Origin of the sequence: Kutzneria sp. 744 (genome assembly GCF_000568255.1) — a bacterium.
Taxonomy (GTDB): domain Bacteria; phylum Actinomycetota; class Actinomycetes; order Mycobacteriales; family Pseudonocardiaceae; genus Kutzneria.
Genome location: NZ_KK037166.1, coordinates 9,979,146 through 9,993,776, shown reverse-complemented (window position 1 = coordinate 9,993,776; position 14,631 = coordinate 9,979,146). Strand labels below are relative to the sequence as shown.

The window sequence follows — 14,631 nt, the reverse complement described above, 5'->3', positions numbered from 1 at the left end:
CGCGACCGAAGCCGCGCCACCCCGTGGTCGCCTCAGGCGTTCTGCAGCAGCTGGGTGGCCTTCACGGCCTTGGCCACCTGGGTGCAGTCGTCGGCGGTGGTGCCGGCGACCTTGGTCCGCACGTTGGTGGCACACGCGGTGTTCAGCGCGTTGCCCAGGTCCTTGAACGTCGCGGTGGAGCGCAGCAGGTTCTCGACCTTCCACCACAGCGCGATCGACTTGTTCTCGCCGATGCCGCGGATGGTCTGCCCGTTGAAGGTGTCGCCGTCGGTGATCAGGTAGTCGGTCTTGCCGACAACCGTGGCGTCGGTGTGCTCTTCGCCGTTGGAATCGACCCAGTACTGGCCGTTGACCCGGTCGGGGCTCGCGCCTTCGCCGGAGTCGGCCGGGTTCTTCATGTCCCGCACCTGACCCAGCGAGGAGCCGGCGCCCAGCAGCCAGCGGTTGGCGCCGGCGGCGTTCGGGTCGTTGGCCTTGAGGGCGATGAACTTGCCGAAGACGTCGGACATGCCCTCGTTGATGGCCGCCGCGTAGCCGCCGGACAGGCCGGAGGTGTGCTGGGTGACGCCGTGGGTCAGCTCGTGACCGGTGATGTCCATGGTGGTGACGCCCTCGCCGAAGGCCATCTGCTCGCCGTCCCAGAAGGCGTTGGCCCACGGGCACTGCTGGCGGCGGACGCCGTCCCGGCCGGTGCTGATCTCACACATGCGCACGGTGCCGCGCAGGGCCTTGCCGCGGCCGTCGCCGTAGTTCGCGCCGATGTTCGCGGTCAGGTCGTAGTTGGCGTACTGGCTGTAGAACGACTGCGCCGCGCCGAAGTAGTTGTAGACGTTGTTGACGTCAGCGGTCGCGGAGGCGGCCTGCCCCTCGCTGCGGCTCACGCCGAACGGCTGGTTCGCGCCGCAGCGGATGTCGGCCTCGGTGGCGACGTCCAGGTCGACGACCTTGCGCTTGGCGTCGCACACCACGCGGTTGCCGGCCTTGCGGGTCTCGCCCCAGACGGCCAGGACCTTGGTCGTGTCGGCGCCGACGACGACCGTCCACTTGTCCTCGGGGTCGGCCCCGTGCACCGGCACGAAGTAGGACGGCACGGCGGTGGCCGCGGCGCCGTCGGTGCCCAGGCTGGCGTCGTACCAGTAGTTCTGGGCCGCGTCGGCGCGCAAAGCCTTGGCCGCGCTGTCCTTCGCCGCCACGGCCGAGACCGCTGCCTTGCCGGCCTTGGCCTGCGCGGCCGCGGCGTCGGCGGGGAACGCGCCGGCGCTGCGCTGGCTGGTCTTGCCGACCGCGGCCAGCAGGGCGCCGGAGCCGTCCAGGTCCTGCACCACCTGCGCGCCGAACACCGGCACGCGAAATAGATCTTCTGCTGGAGCCGGGCCACGCTGCCGCCGGGCAGCTGCTGGACGTTGTCGAGCACCAGCTCGCCGACCGAGAGCCCGAAACTGGGCCAGCCGCCCGGGGTGGCCTGAGCGGCCGTGGCCGCGCTGGCCCCGCCCGGGGCCGCGACCGGCGTGGCCGGCTCGACGGCGATGACCCGGCCCGCGCCGTCGGTGCCGATCTGGTCGGTCTGCGCGGCCGCCGTGCCGGAGCCGACCAGGCCGCCCGCGATCAGTGAGGACGCGGCCAAGGCAGCCGCGACCGCGGCAGTTCTGGTGGAGAGCATTGAGGTGGAACCTTCCGCAGGGAGGTCAACTGGCGTGACCCGTGCGGAAATCGTCAGCGAACGGGACCAACTGTTTTAGGGCTGGAAGTAGGGGACGTACCCGCCGAACGGCGGGTTGTGCACTATTCGGATTATTCGTACCAGTGCGTGCGCCAGAGGCACTATCTTGTGCGTATGACGCAAGCAGATGGCGAACTGGACGGCCTCGTCCGGCAACGCATCAGGGCGCTGCGGGTGGCGCAGGGCTGGTCGCTGGAGGATCTGGCCGGCCGCACGCGGATGAGCCCGTCCTCGCTGAGCCGGATCGAGACCGGTCAGCGCCGGCTGGCCCTCGACCAGCTGGTGGCCATCGCCCGCGCCCTGGACACCTCGCTGGACCAGCTGGTCGAGACCGACACCGACGACGTGATCGTCAATCCGGTGCTGGACGGCACGCACGGGGTGATGCGGTGGTCGATCAAGGCGGAGCCGGGCATGAGCGTCGTGCGGCAGCGCATCACCGGCCCGCCGGACGACCCGAGCCGGATGCGTGCCCACGCCGGCCACGAGTGGCTCGTGGTTCTCTCCGGCACCGCCTTCCTGCTGCTGGGCAACCGCCGCCTGCGCGTCGAGGCCAACCAGGCCGCCGAGTTCCCCACCATGCTGCCGCACGCGATCGGCTCCGTCGGCGGGCCGTGCGAGATCCTCGGCATCTTCGACCGCGACGCCCGTCGGGGGCATCCGACCGACGACTGACTTGCCGGATCGGCAGGACGGCGGCCCGTCGTCTTGCCATTTACGCAAGGCGCTGTGCTCCTGACGCACGGCCGCCCTACGGTGGCGTCATGACCAACACCGACCAGGCCGAGATGCTCGATTTGGACGCCGAGGTGCTCGCCGAGCACACCGCCGCCATCACCGCGTGGCTGCCCGTCGCGGCCCCGCCGCGCCGGATCGTGGACCTCGGCGCCGGCACCGGAGCCGGCACCTTCGCCCTGCTCACGCACTTCCCCACGGCCGAGGTGATCGCCGTCGACGCCTCGACCGAGCACCTGGCCCGGCTGTGGGAGAAGGCCCTCGCGGCCGGCGTCGACGACCGTGTGCGCACCGTCGTCGCCGACCTCGACGACGCTTGGCCCGACCTCGACCGCCCCGATCTCGTGTGGGCGTCGGCCTCCCTGCACCACATGGCCGACCCCGTGCGCACGCTGCGTCAGGTCCACTCCGTGCTGGCCCCCGGCGGCCTGCTCGCCGTCGTCGAACTCGCTGGGCTGCCCCGTTTTCTTCCCGCTCTGGACGGCCTTGAGGACCGCTGCCACGCCGCCAGCCACCACCGGCACGCTTCGCACGTGCCCCATCGCGGCGCCGACTGGGGTCCGATGCTCGTCGACGCCGGTTTCCGCGTGGACGGCCAGCGGACCATCACCGTCCACATCGAACAGTCCCGCTCCCCCGCCGTCGGTCGTTACGCCCTGACCACCTTGCGCCGCTTGCGAACCGCCGTCGCCGACATCATCTCCGCCGACGACCTTGCCGCATTGGACGAGCTGCTCGCCGACGACAACCTCCTTCGTCGCGACGATCTCGCCGTCCACACCGAGCGCACCGTGTGGGCTGCCGTGAGGTCGTGACGCCCCGTGGCTCAGCTGGCGATCTGGAGGTTGTCGAGGGAGGCGTCGTGAGCGCCGGAGGTGTTCACGACGATGCCGCTGATGGTCTTGCCCGCCGCCGCACCGAGATCCCGGGAGACATGGGTCCACGTGGCGGAAACGGCATCGGGACCGGCGGTCGAGGTGCCGTCGGTGTACAGGAGATCGACGGTGACCCCGCCGCCGGACAACAGGTCGTAGCTGAGCTTGGTCGAGACCTGCACGGGAATGTGCACCGTAAACACTTGTTGTCGGCTGGCCGAGGAGCCCTGGGCCCGGAGGACATGGTTGGCCACCGCAACGCCTGACCCCGTGCTGGGCATGGCGTCGAGGCCGCGCTCGAAGCCGGTACGGAAGGCGACGGGGCCGTCGGTGGGAGGGATGGGCACGTTGGGAGTCAACGGGGCGGAGCCGTTGATCATCTTGGTGGCGGCGCCGGACAGGCGCAGGTAGAAGTCCGACGAGAGGAAGGTGCCGTCGGCGCTGGCGGTGAGGAAGTACTGGTTGGTGGGGATCATCGACGAGTCCTCGGCCAGGGGCGCGATCGCGGTGCCCTCGTCGTACTCGTCGAACATGGCGATGAACGCCTGCCCGACGCCGTTCTGACGCAGCGCGGCGGCCTGCTGCCACAGGAAGGAGCCGGCCTTGCGCGGGATCATGTTGCGGGCGCCGCCGTTCCAGTTGGACCAGGCGAAACCGGGATAGATCACCGGCTGGTAGTCCTGGCCTCGGGCCGACAAGGCCTTGAGGTCGGCGGCGAACAGCGAGCCGTCGACGGACTGGGAGCCGACGTTCCACGGGGACACCATGTTCAGGGCCTGGTACACGGGCGCGTAACCCGGCTTGGAATTGGTGTCGGTGCGCCAACCGCGAGGCACGCCGCCGATCACGTACAGGCCCTGGGCCTTGAACCAGTTGACCAGATCGAGGCTGGGGTTGATGTTGGCGGCCGAACCGACGACACCCATTCCCCACAGCTCGACGACGGGCTTGCCGTCCTGGTAGGCATAGGACGAGGAATCGGTCAGGTGCAAGGAGTTCTTGACGACGTTGGTCCAGTCGTTCTTGACGGCCTGCTCGCGGTCGTCGGTCATGCCGGACAGGTCGTACTCGATGTAGAAGGCCCGGCCGTACTTCTGGGCCGCGTCACGAGCCTTGGCGGTGACGGCATTGCGCTGGTTGTACCGGGCCGAACCGGGCTGCACGAGGTCGCTGGTGAAGCGCTGCAGGGCGGCGCCGTCGATGCCGAACTTCTGCATCCACGAGAACTGGAGATCGACGGTCTGCGTGACGTACGAGGAGAACAACGTCGACGGCTGGCCGTTGCCGAGATTGGCGTAGCCGGTGCGGAACTGGTCATTGGCCGGGTACGGGCGCATGTCCGGGTAGATCTCGAACGTCTGGTGGCCGGGCGACGGCGCGGTGCCGCCCGACCAGTGCACCCAGTTGTTGATCGGCGAGCCGCTGCCGGGCGCGTCGAACCAGCCCTGGTAGCCGGCGTACACCTTGCCCTTCACGGACGGATGGGTCACGGCGGCGGTCGCCGGCAGTGCCAGCGCCGCCGTGACCAGGAATGCCGTGGCGACCACAAGTGTCTTTCGCAGCACGATGAACTCTCGAATTGGTAGTCGACACGAGATGTGGCGGCATGCGACGTGTCGGAGACGGTGGAGCGCCCAGTGTCCAGCCACAGCCTCATGTTCGCAACCGTGAACATCGATTTTCCGACGGTGGCGAAGAACCGGCTTGTTCCAGTTGTTCCAGGCGATCACCAGTCGAGCGCGACCGGCATGTACGGCACACCGTCCGGAGCTTCCTTGCGTGCCTTCAGGGCCTGCTCGGCCGGGTTAGTCCCCCTTAGTGAGACTCGTATCCTTAGGAACCGTGTGGTACCATCCGGACGTTAGGAACAAGGGCAGTGCTTTTGACCTCGCACCGACGCGGTACCATATAAGTTCAAGTCAACGGTGTCTCAGCCTGAACAATATAAAGTCTTTCCGTCAGGAAACAGCATCAGCTTCTCACAAACCGAGGGCGTCTTTATGGTATGTCGCCTCCTTTCTCAGGGCTGAGGTAAGCAAACGCGCTAAGTGCAGTTAAGGACCTCCCGCGTGAACGTCGCAATAGGTTTGCTTGTAAATCGGATGCCGGTTGAGGGCGCAATTTCGTCTGTCATATACCGCAACTGTAACAAATTCGTTCCGGGCTCCAGTCGTGCCGCGTCGTCGATCTAGCGAGCCTGTGTGCGTTACCTGTGTCGGGGGCTCCGGTCAGAAACGAAGCCCTCTTGCCCTAGTCTCTGGACGACAGCAAGGCGTACCCGCCGCATGGCCGGCAGCACGGCCTGCGCCACGCGCAGCGCGCCGAACGTGTTGAGCTGGAACAGCTTCTCCACCTCGCTCAGCGGCACGCTCTCCAGCGGCGCCCGGAGGGTGGCCCCGGCATTGCTGACCAGCACGTCGATCGAGCCGGCGGCCTCGACCGCCCGGTCGACGCTGTCCTGGTCGGTGACGTCGAGCCGCAGCCGCTGGTCGACGTCCAGGTCGGCCAACGTCTCCGGCTGACGGGCGGTGGCGACCACTCGGTGGCCCCGGCCGGCCAGCTCGACGGCGATGGCGCGGCCGATGCCCTTGGAGGCGCCGGTGATGAGCACGGAAGACATGATGACTCCTAGGACTTGATCCGGCGGACGAAGTCGGCCACGGCAGCGCCGATCGGGTCGGGGCTGTCCTCCTGGACGAAGTGCGAGCCCGCCACCGTGATCTCGGTCTGGTTGGGCCAGGTGCGGCAGAACTCGCGCTGCCGGCCGATCAGCAGTGCGCCGGGATCGGCGTTGACGAACAGCTTCGGCACGGGCGAGGTGGCCAGCCACCGGCCGTATTCCTCGACGATGCGCACTACCTCGGCCGGTTCGCCGTCGAACGGTAGGTGCCGCGGCCAGCTCAGCGTGGGACGGCGGTCCTCGCTGGGTTCGAGGAAGGGCGCCCGGTAGACCTCCTTCTCCTGCGAGCTCAGCTCGCGGAGAATGGACCGGAACAGCACCTGTTCCACGAACACGTTGTCCCGCAGCACCATTTCCTCGCCGGCCGGGGTACGGAAGGCCTGGAAGGTCGACCGGAACCCGCCCCGCACGTCGTCCCACGACAGCGGGGTGACGATCGCCTCCATGTAGGCGATGCCCGCCACCCGGTCCGGATGCTGGCGAGCCCAGTCGAAGCCGAGCGCGGAGCCCCAGTCGTGCAACACGAGGATGACGTCATCGCCGAGATCGAGGTGCTCCCACAGCGCGAACAGGTGGTCCCGCTGCTCCTGGTACGAGTACCGGTCCGGGCCCGACGGCGTGAGCTTGTCGGAGTCGCCCATGCCGACCAGGTCGCAGGCGATCAGCCGACCCAGCCCGGCCAGGTGCGGCATGACGTTGCGCCACAGGTAGGACGAGGTGGGGTTGCCGTGCTGGAACACGATCGCCGGCCCCTCGCCCTCGTCGAGGTAGGCCATCCGGACGCCGTTGATCTCGGCGAACCTCTTCTCGGCGTACGGGCGGGTCGACATCGTCACTCCTCCGACCGGCAGTTCATTCACTGAACTACACGGTAGCACGGGGCAGTTCATTTAGCGAACCGACGAGGTAGACTGGGCGACATGGCCCTTCCCAGCACCTACGCCGAGCCCAACTGCTCCCTGGCCCGGGCGTTGGAGGTGGTCGGCGAGCGGTGGACGCTGCTGATCGTCCGCGACGCCTTCTTCGGCGTGCGACGGTTCGGCGACTTCGCCACCCAGCTCAAGATCCCGCGCGCGGTGCTGACGAGCCGGCTCAAGTCGCTGGTGCAGGAGGGCGTGTTCCGCCGGGACGAGAACGGCGGCGTGGTCGAGTACCGCCTGACCGACCGTGGCGTGGCGCTGTGGCCGGCGATCCGCGCCCTGCTGCACTGGGGTGACGAGTCCTACTCGCCCGACGGCGTGAAGCGCGCGCTGCGTCACGACGCCGACAACGGGCTGATCGACGAGGAGAACCACTGCCGGTCCTGCGGCGGCCTCGTCCCGGTCCCGGACATCCGCATCGAGCCGGGCCCGGGCTACCAGCCGCCCACCGGCGAACTGGACCCCGTCTCCGCTCAGATCGGCCGGCCGCGCCTGCTGCTCGAACCGATCACCGTCGGTCGCGGGCCCCGGGCCGCCGAGGACTGAGCACCCGAGCGTTGCACGGAACGCAATCGCGGCTCGCCCGAGAGCGAGGTCCGCTCGATTACCCGTGACTTCGTTGCAGATCTCGCAACGCGTTGGCGCGCGCCATTTTTACACGCCGAACGATAAGTCCACTTGACCGATTCACGGTTGTGACACGTCTTGTCAGCCCGATCACACATCGCTACAGTCGGCCCTAGTTAGGAAAGTTTCTTTACCGTTTACCTCCTGTTCACCTAGGTCCGCCGCCTGCCACCGCCAAGGTCCCTGAAGGAGCGCGACGTGCCCTCCACCCGCCTACGACCATCCGGTCGCTTCATACCCGTCATCGCCGCCGCACTGCTCATTCCCACCGCCGTTGTCGCCTCGGCCGCCACCCGGGCGGCCGATGTCCTGCTGTCCCAAGGAAAACCGGTCGCCACCTCCACTATCGAGGGTTCCTCGTTCACCGGCGACAAGGCGGTGGACGGCAGCACCACCAGCCGCTGGGCCAGCATCGAGGGCCAGGATCCGCAGTGGCTGCGGATCGACCTGGGCCAGGCCTCGACCGTCCACCGGGTGCTGCTCAACTGGGAAGCCGCCTACGCCAAGCAGTACCGCGTCGAGATCTCCGACGACGGCACCGACTTCACCACGGTCTCCGCCGTCGACAGTGGTGACGGCAAGACCGACGACCTCACCAACCTCTCCGCGCACGGCCGGTACGTGCGCCTGGTCGGCCTGGCCCGGGGCACCAGCTACGGCTATTCCCTGTGGGAGATGCAGGTTTTCGGTGTCGCCGACTCCGCGGGCGACACCCAGCCACCGTCCACACCGGCCGGTCTGACCGCCGGCACGACCACGGACACCAGCGTCGCCCTGACCTGGCAGGCCGCCACGGACAACGTCGCCGTCGCCGGATACGACATCCTCCGCGACGGTAAAACCGTGGCCAGCAGCGAAGATCCGGCCTACACCGACATCGGCCTGGCCGCCGACACCAGCTACACCTACGCCGTCCGCACCCGGGACACCGCCGGCAACCTGTCGCCGGCCGGCGCCCCGATCACCGTGAAGACCAAGGCCGGCGGCAGCGGGGCGTTCATCCTCGCCGCGGCCGGCGACATCGCCGAGCGGTGCACCGCGAGCAGTTCGAGCTGTGCGCACGTCAAGACGGCCAAGCTGGTCGACCAGATGAGGCCGGCGGCGGTGATCACCATGGGCGACAGCCAGTACGACGACGCCCATCTGTCGGACTACCAGGCCTACTACGACAAGACCTGGGGCAAGTTCAAGAGCATCACCCGCCCGGTGCCCGGCAACCACGACACCTACGACAGTCCGAAGTACAACGGCTACGACAAGTACTTCGGCTCGATCGCCCAGCCGAACGGAAAGCGGTACTACAGCTGGGACATGGGCAACTGGCACTTCATCGCGCTGGACTCCAGCGCGTACATGACCCATGACGACTTCGCCCCGGACGACACCGGGTCCGACCAACTGGCCTGGCTGAAGCAGGATCTGGCCACCAACACCAAGGGCTGCGTCGCCGCCTACTACCACCACCCACGGTGGAGCTCGGGCGACCACGGCGACAATCCCGACAGCATCCAGCTGTGGAACCTCATGGTGTCCAACAAGGTCGACCTCGTCCTCAATGGACACGACCACGACTACGAGCGGTTCGTGCCGCAGGACGCCAGCGGCAAGTCCGACCAGAACGGGCCGGTCGAGATCGTCGGCGGCTCCGGCGGGGCCTCGCTGTACGATCTGGGCTCCAAGCACGCCACGACCGCGAAGCTGCTGAAGACGTACGGGATCCTGAAGCTGTCCATGACGGACACCACGTTCCAGACGCAGCTGATCGGCGTGGACGGCAAGACCCTCGACAGCAGCCCGACCTACACCTGCCACCAGTAGGGAGTCGGCATGTACATCGCGGCCAGCCGTACCTCGGATCTGGCGGCCGGGAACGACCGGAAACCGGCGCTGCGGCGGGTCGCCGCCAACGTCGTCGCGCTCGGACTGGTCAGCCTGGTCACCGACGTCTCCTCGGAGATGGTGACCGCCGTCCTCCCGCTCTACCTGGTGCTGGGCCTGGGTCTGAACCCGTTGCAGTTCGGTCTGCTCGACGGGCTCTACGCCGGCGCCACCGCGGTGGTGCGGGTGCTCGGCGGGCATCTGGCCGACCGGTGGCGGCGGCTCAAGGCGGTCGCCGGGCTCGGGTACGGGCTGTCCGCGGTGTGCAAGCTGGGTCTGGTCGCCGCCGGCTCCTCGGTGGCGGCGATCGGCGTCGTCCTGGCCGCCGACCGCACCGGGAAAGGGATCCGCACCGCCCCGCGGGATGCGCTGATCTCGCTCAGCAGTGAGCCCGGTGCGCTCGGCCGGTCGTTCGGGGTGCACCGCGCGCTGGACACCGTGGGCGCCTTTCTCGGCCCGCTGGTGGCAATGGCGGTGCTGGCGCTGAGCCTGGGCAGCTACACCTCGGTGTTCTTCACCAGCTTCTGCATCGCGGCCATCGCGGTGCTGCTGCTGGTCCTGTTCGTCCGCGACCGGCCGGCCGTGGTCGACCGGGACGGCGTGTCGCTGCGGGCCGCGTTCGGCCTGTTGCGGTCCAAGGACTTCCGGCGGATCACGATCTGGGCGGCCCTGCTGGGCCTGGTGACCGTCGGCGACTCGTTCATCTACCTGCTCCTGCAACGTCGTTGGGACGTCGCGGCGACCTACTTCCCGCTCCTGCCCCTGGGAACCGCCGGCGTCTACCTGCTGTTGGCCGTGCCGCTCGGCCGCCTCGCCGACCGGATCGGCCGGTGGCCGGTGTTCCTGGGCGGCCATGTCGCCCTGTGCCTGGCGTTGGTGCTCATCTGTGGACCGCAGGCCGGTTTCTGGCTCGCGGTGGTGGCCCTCGGTCTGCACGGCGTGTTCTACGCGGCCACCGATGGTGTGCTCATGGCCGCCGCCGGGCCGCTCGTGCCGTCGGGGCTGCGAGCGACCGGGCTCGCCGTCGTGCAGACCGGGCAAGCGGCGGCCCGGATGCTTTCTTCTGTCCTTTTCGGACTGGCCTGGACGCTGTGGGACCTCCGGCCGGCCGTGTTCGTCGCCGCGGCCGCCTTGGCCGCCGTCGCCCTAGCCGCCGCATTCGTAAGGCCGGTACGCCCATGAAGAAGGTCCTGCTCGCCGTCGGCGGCACCGTGCTCCTGATCGTCGCCGCCGTCGCGTTCACCCTCGGCTCCCGACACGACAACGCCGAGGCCGGCCCGGCGGCCCAGCTCACCCTCGCCCCCGGCCAGCTGTTGTACCGCACCGTCTCCACCGGCCGCATCGCCTCCGTGCCGCTGTCCAACCCGGCGGCCACGCCCCAGGTCAGCGGCCTGCGCTGCGACCGGTTCGCGGTCGCCAAGCACACCGCCGTGTGCCTGGCCGTCCAGCCCGGCACGCTCCCGGCCGTGACCGACGTCCTGGTCCTCGACGACCACCTCGCCATCAAGCACAAGGAGTCCCTGCCCGGAACCCCCAGCCGGGCCCGGGTCTCCCCCGACGGCAGGCTCGTCTACTGGACGCTGTTCGTCACCGGCGACTCCTATGCCGCCACCGGCTTCTCCACCCGGGCCGGACTGTACGAAGTGGACACCGGCCGGCTGGTCAAGACGATCGAGGAGCTGGCCGTGCAGGTCGACGGCCGCCGGTACTTCGCCTCCGACGCCAACTTCTGGGGCATCACCTTCGCCCCCGACGGCAACCGCTTCTACGCCACCCTCGCCAGCTTGGGCAAGACGTACCTGGTCGAGGGCGACTACGCCCACTATCACGGGAAGGCCTTGCGCGAGAACGTGGAATGCCCGTCGCTGTCCCCCGACGGCACCCGGGTGGCGTTCAAGAAGAAGGTCGGCGACGGCGTCTGGCGGCTGTCCGTGCTCGATCTGGCCACGCTGAAGGAAACCCCGCTGGCCGAGACCCGCAGCGTCGACGACCAAGCCCTCTGGGCGGACGACCACACCGTCCTCTATGGACTCGACAACGCCGTCTGGTCCGTCCCGGCCGACGGCTCCGGCTCGCCCCGCAAGCTGGCCGGCGACGCCGCTTCCCCGGCCGTCACCGGCTGACTCAGGACGTCGTCATCTGCGGGATGCGGGCGGCGATGCGCTGGAGCTCGGCGTCGCTGGAGATGCCCTGGAAGTCGTAGCGAGGCGTGTACGGCCGCTCCAGCTGGGCGATCTCCTCGGCGGTGAGCACGACATCCAGCGACGCCACGGCCTCGTCGATGTGACGGGTGGAGTTGGCCCCCACCAAAGGCGCGACGACGACGGGGTTGGCGCGAAGCCAGGCAAGGGCGACCTGGGCCCGGCTGACTCCCCGAGCGGCGGCGACGGAACCCACGGCGTCGACGATCCGACGGTCGCTGTCCGGGGTGGAGTAGAGCATGTCGGCGAAGCCGCCGTCGGTCTCGGACCGGGCAGTGCCGGCGTCGTCCCAGGCCCGCGCGAGACGGCCGCGCGCCAACGGACTCCACACGATCGTGCCCACGCCCTCATCGGCGCACAGCGGGAGCATCTCGCGCTCCTCCTCACGCGCCAACAGGTTGTAATGGTCCTGCATGGACACGAACCGAGCCCAGCCGTGAGCCTTCTGCATGTGCAGGGCCTTGCTGAACTCCCAGGCGTGCATGGACGACGCGCCGAGGTAGCGGACCTTGCCGGCCTTCACGAGATCGTGCAGCGCCTCCAGGGTCTCCTCCAGCGGGGTGCCGGGGTCGTTGCGGTGGATCTGGTACAGGTCCACGTAGTCGGTCCCGAGCCGGCGCAGGCTGTGGTCGATCTCCGTCATGATCGCCTTGCGCGACAGGCCCTTGCCGTTGGGCCCGGACCGCATGGGGTGCCGCAGCTTGGTGGCGATCACCACGTCGTCCCGGTCGGCGAAGTCGCGCAGGGCCCGCCCGAGGATCTCCTCGCTGGAGCCCTGCGAATACATGTTGGCCGTGTCGAAGAAGTTGATGCCCCGCTCAAGCGCGTGCTGAATGAGCGGCCTGGCCTGCTCCTCCGCCAGCGACCACACGGGATGGCCCCGGTCCGGCTCGCCGTAGGTCATCGCGCCGATGGCGATCGGCGACACGTCCAGGCCGGTGGCCCCGAGCTTCACGTACTCCATGACTGCCTCTCACTAGAACCGGAGAGCTCTCCGTATGCCTTCACGTTATCGGAGAGCTCTCCGGTTATCAAGTGACGCACGACTCGGTCACGAACCGCGCGCGGCCCGGGACCGGCTGTGCCGAAGCGTGTCGATGGCGCGCACACCTTCGCCGTGGCTGCGGGATGGACACCTCCGCGTCATATGGCGTTTGGGTGCGGTTTGTCCGGACAAGTGAGGCTTCGCCCGAAACGCCCGTGTCGGCGAGCGGCGAAAGAGGTTTCCCGGTGGGACAGCATCACCATCACCACGGCCACGATCACGGCCACAGCCACGACCACACGCACGAGGAGCTGCCGGCGGCGGCCGATCTCGCCGTCCCGGATCAGGAGCTGAGCCCGGACGAGCTGTCACGCAGATCGATGTTCCGCCGCGCCGGGCTGCTGGGCGCGGGCCTGGCCTCGGCCGGCGTGCTGGCCGGCGCAGCCGGCACCGCGGCGGCGGGCCCGGACCGCAACCGCCCGCCCCGCAACGGTTTCCTGTGGCTGGCCGGCGACCACCACATCCACACCCAGTACAGCTCGGACGGCAAGTACCGGGTGCTCGACCACGTCCGCCACGCCAGCGCTTACGGCCTCGACTGGATGGTCATCACCGACCACGGCAGCAACGAGCACGCCAAGATCGGCGTCGACAAGGTCAACCCCGACATCGTGGCCGCCCGCGACAAGGTCAAGGACACGCTGGTGTTCCAGGGCCTGGAGTGGAACATCCCGGCCGCCGAGCACGGCACCGTCTTCGTGCACCCGGGCCGCAACGAGCTGCCGCTGCTCAAGGAGTTCGAGAACACCTTCGACGGCTCGGTCAAGGGCACGACCGCCGGCACGCCGGCCAACGAGGCGATGGCCATCGCCGGCGTCAACTTCCTGGCCGACGCGGTGCGCCGCCGCCGCGTGCAGGACGCGCTGTTCCTGGCCAACCACCCGGCCCGCAAGGGAATCGACTCGCCGCACGAGATCCGCGCATGGCGGGACGCGGCCCCGTCCATCGCCGTCGGCATGGAGGGTGCGCCGGGCCACCAGGGCGCCGGCATCCCCGCGCCGCACGGCCCCGGCAGCGGCCGCGGCGGCTACGACAACAGCCCGAGCGCGGACTCCTTCCCCGGCTACCCGCTGGAGAGCTACCGCACCTGGGGCGGTTTCGACTGGATGACCGCGACCGTCGGCGGGCTGTGGGACAGCCTGCTGGCCGAGGGCAAGCCGTGGTGGATCACCGCCAACTCCGACTCCCACAACGTGTACGCGGACAACGCGGTGCGCGGCCCGGGTTCGGACTTCACCAAGAACGGCAAGTACAACGACCCGGTCTACGGCGGCGACCTCAACCTGACCGACAGCGACTTCTGGCCGGGCTACTACTCCCGCACCCACGTCGGCTCGCGGGACTTCTCGTACGCGTCGGTGATGGACGGCATCCGCGCCGGCCGGGTGTGGGTCGACCACGGCGGCCTGATCAGCGGCCTCGACGTGCGGCTGCGCGCCCGCAACGGCCGTGACGAGGTGACGCTGGGCGGCATGCTGCACGTGCGCCGGGGCGCCGAGGTCGACCTGGTCATCTCGATCGACCTGGCCAACGGCCCCAACTGGGCCCAGTTCGTGCCGCGGCTGGCCCGGATCGACGTGATCACCGGCAACGTGACCGGGCCCGCCACCGACCGCGACGGCTTCGTCGCGCCGACCGCGAAGGTCGCGAAGTCCTTCGAGGTCAACAAGTCCACCGGCACCGCGCACTTCACCTACCCGCTGGGCAAGGTCGGCGCGGCGCAGTACGTGCGGGTGCGCGGCACCGACGGCAACCGCACCGCCGTGGGCCTGCGCGGCGCGGCGGTCGACCCGGTCGGGCCGGCGATGGACGTCCTCGGCTCGGCCGACCCGTGGAAGGACCTGTGGTTCTACAGCAACCCCCTGTGGGTCCTGCCGTCGTGACGGTCTTCGGCGTCGACACCGGCAGCCGCTCGCTGCGGGAGAGCGGACCACCTGATCCACTCGCTGG

General features: G+C 69.1%; 13 protein-coding genes. 8 read left to right on the top strand and 5 right to left on the bottom strand.

All coding sequences use genetic code 11. From position 1 onward, the window contains the following. Positions 1 to 32 precede the first annotated feature (32 nt). Entirely contained in the window at positions 33 to 1,346 is a 1,314-nt protein-coding gene (locus KUTG_RS45710) for a M4 family metallopeptidase (protein ID WP_052396191.1), read from the bottom strand. A gap of 126 nt (positions 1,347 to 1,472) precedes the next feature. Here KUTG_RS45710 and KUTG_RS45705 point away from each other — a divergent pair, with 126 nt between their 5' ends. The 3 genes from KUTG_RS45705 to KUTG_RS45695 all read left to right on the top strand — a co-directional run bounded on the left by KUTG_RS45705 (position 1,473) and on the right by KUTG_RS45695 (position 3,270). Continuing rightward, complete coding sequence (locus KUTG_RS45705) at positions 1,473 to 1,739, top strand: hypothetical protein (protein WP_043726178.1); 267 nt, start codon at positions 1,473 to 1,475, stop codon at positions 1,737 to 1,739. A 95-nt stretch (positions 1,740 to 1,834) separates the two neighbouring features. Further along, positions 1,835 to 2,395 carry an XRE family transcriptional regulator gene (locus tag KUTG_RS45700; protein ID WP_043726176.1) on the top strand — a complete coding sequence of 187 codons (561 nt, stop codon included), beginning with the start codon at positions 1,835 to 1,837 and terminating at the stop codon, positions 2,393 to 2,395. Positions 2,396 to 2,484: 89 nt separating this feature from the next. After that, positions 2,485 to 3,270 carry a class I SAM-dependent methyltransferase gene (locus KUTG_RS45695; protein ID WP_052396190.1) on the top strand — a complete coding sequence of 262 codons (786 nt, stop codon included), beginning with the start codon at positions 2,485 to 2,487 and terminating at the stop codon, positions 3,268 to 3,270. Positions 3,271 to 3,281: 11 nt separating this feature from the next. Here the strand turns inward: KUTG_RS45695 and KUTG_RS45690 are convergent, their stop codons facing one another. The 3 genes from KUTG_RS45690 to KUTG_RS45680 form a co-directional block, all read right to left on the bottom strand. Beyond that, on the bottom strand, positions 3,282 to 4,895 hold the full coding sequence (locus KUTG_RS45690) for a glycoside hydrolase family 99 protein (protein WP_157495253.1): 1,614 nt from the start codon (positions 4,893 to 4,895) through the stop codon (positions 3,282 to 3,284). A 641-nt stretch (positions 4,896 to 5,536) separates the two neighbouring features. Further along, positions 5,537 to 5,950 (bottom strand): SDR family NAD(P)-dependent oxidoreductase, encoded by a 414-nt coding sequence (locus tag KUTG_RS45685; RefSeq protein WP_198047559.1) that lies wholly within the window; start codon positions 5,948 to 5,950, stop codon positions 5,537 to 5,539. A gap of 8 nt (positions 5,951 to 5,958) precedes the next feature. After that, entirely contained in the window at positions 5,959 to 6,840 is an 882-nt protein-coding gene (locus KUTG_RS45680; RefSeq protein ID WP_043732975.1) for a haloalkane dehalogenase, read from the bottom strand. 90 nt (positions 6,841 to 6,930) lie between these two features. Between KUTG_RS45680 and KUTG_RS45675 the strand changes: the two genes are divergently transcribed. The 4 genes from KUTG_RS45675 to KUTG_RS45660 all read left to right on the top strand — a co-directional run bounded on the left by KUTG_RS45675 (position 6,931) and on the right by KUTG_RS45660 (position 11,558). Then, the gene (locus KUTG_RS45675) at positions 6,931 to 7,476 is read left to right on the top strand and encodes a winged helix-turn-helix transcriptional regulator (RefSeq protein WP_043726175.1); all 546 of its coding nucleotides are present in this window, start codon (positions 6,931 to 6,933) and stop codon (positions 7,474 to 7,476) included. A gap of 279 nt (positions 7,477 to 7,755) precedes the next feature. Then, complete coding sequence (locus KUTG_RS45670) at positions 7,756 to 9,375, top strand: discoidin domain-containing protein (protein ID WP_232241292.1); 1,620 nt, start codon at positions 7,756 to 7,758, stop codon at positions 9,373 to 9,375. Between the two features lie 9 nt (positions 9,376 to 9,384). After that, entirely contained in the window at positions 9,385 to 10,617 is a 1,233-nt protein-coding gene (locus KUTG_RS45665) for an MFS transporter (protein ID WP_043726173.1), read from the top strand. After that, positions 10,614 to 11,558: a PD40 domain-containing protein gene (locus tag KUTG_RS45660; protein WP_043726172.1), complete on the top strand. Its 945-nt coding sequence runs from the start codon at positions 10,614 to 10,616 to the stop codon at positions 11,556 to 11,558. Before KUTG_RS45665 ends, KUTG_RS45660 begins: the two co-directional genes overlap by 4 nt. A gap of 1 nt (position 11,559) precedes the next feature. Here the strand turns inward: KUTG_RS45660 and KUTG_RS45655 are convergent, their stop codons facing one another. Next, positions 11,560 to 12,600, bottom strand: coding sequence for an aldo/keto reductase (locus KUTG_RS45655; protein ID WP_043726171.1), 1,041 nt, complete (start codon positions 12,598 to 12,600; stop codon positions 11,560 to 11,562). A 266-nt stretch (positions 12,601 to 12,866) separates the two neighbouring features. Between KUTG_RS45655 and KUTG_RS45650 the strand changes: the two genes are divergently transcribed. Then, the gene (locus KUTG_RS45650; protein WP_043726169.1) at positions 12,867 to 14,564 is read left to right on the top strand and encodes a PHP domain-containing protein; all 1,698 of its coding nucleotides are present in this window, start codon (positions 12,867 to 12,869) and stop codon (positions 14,562 to 14,564) included. Positions 14,565 to 14,631 lie beyond the last annotated feature (67 nt).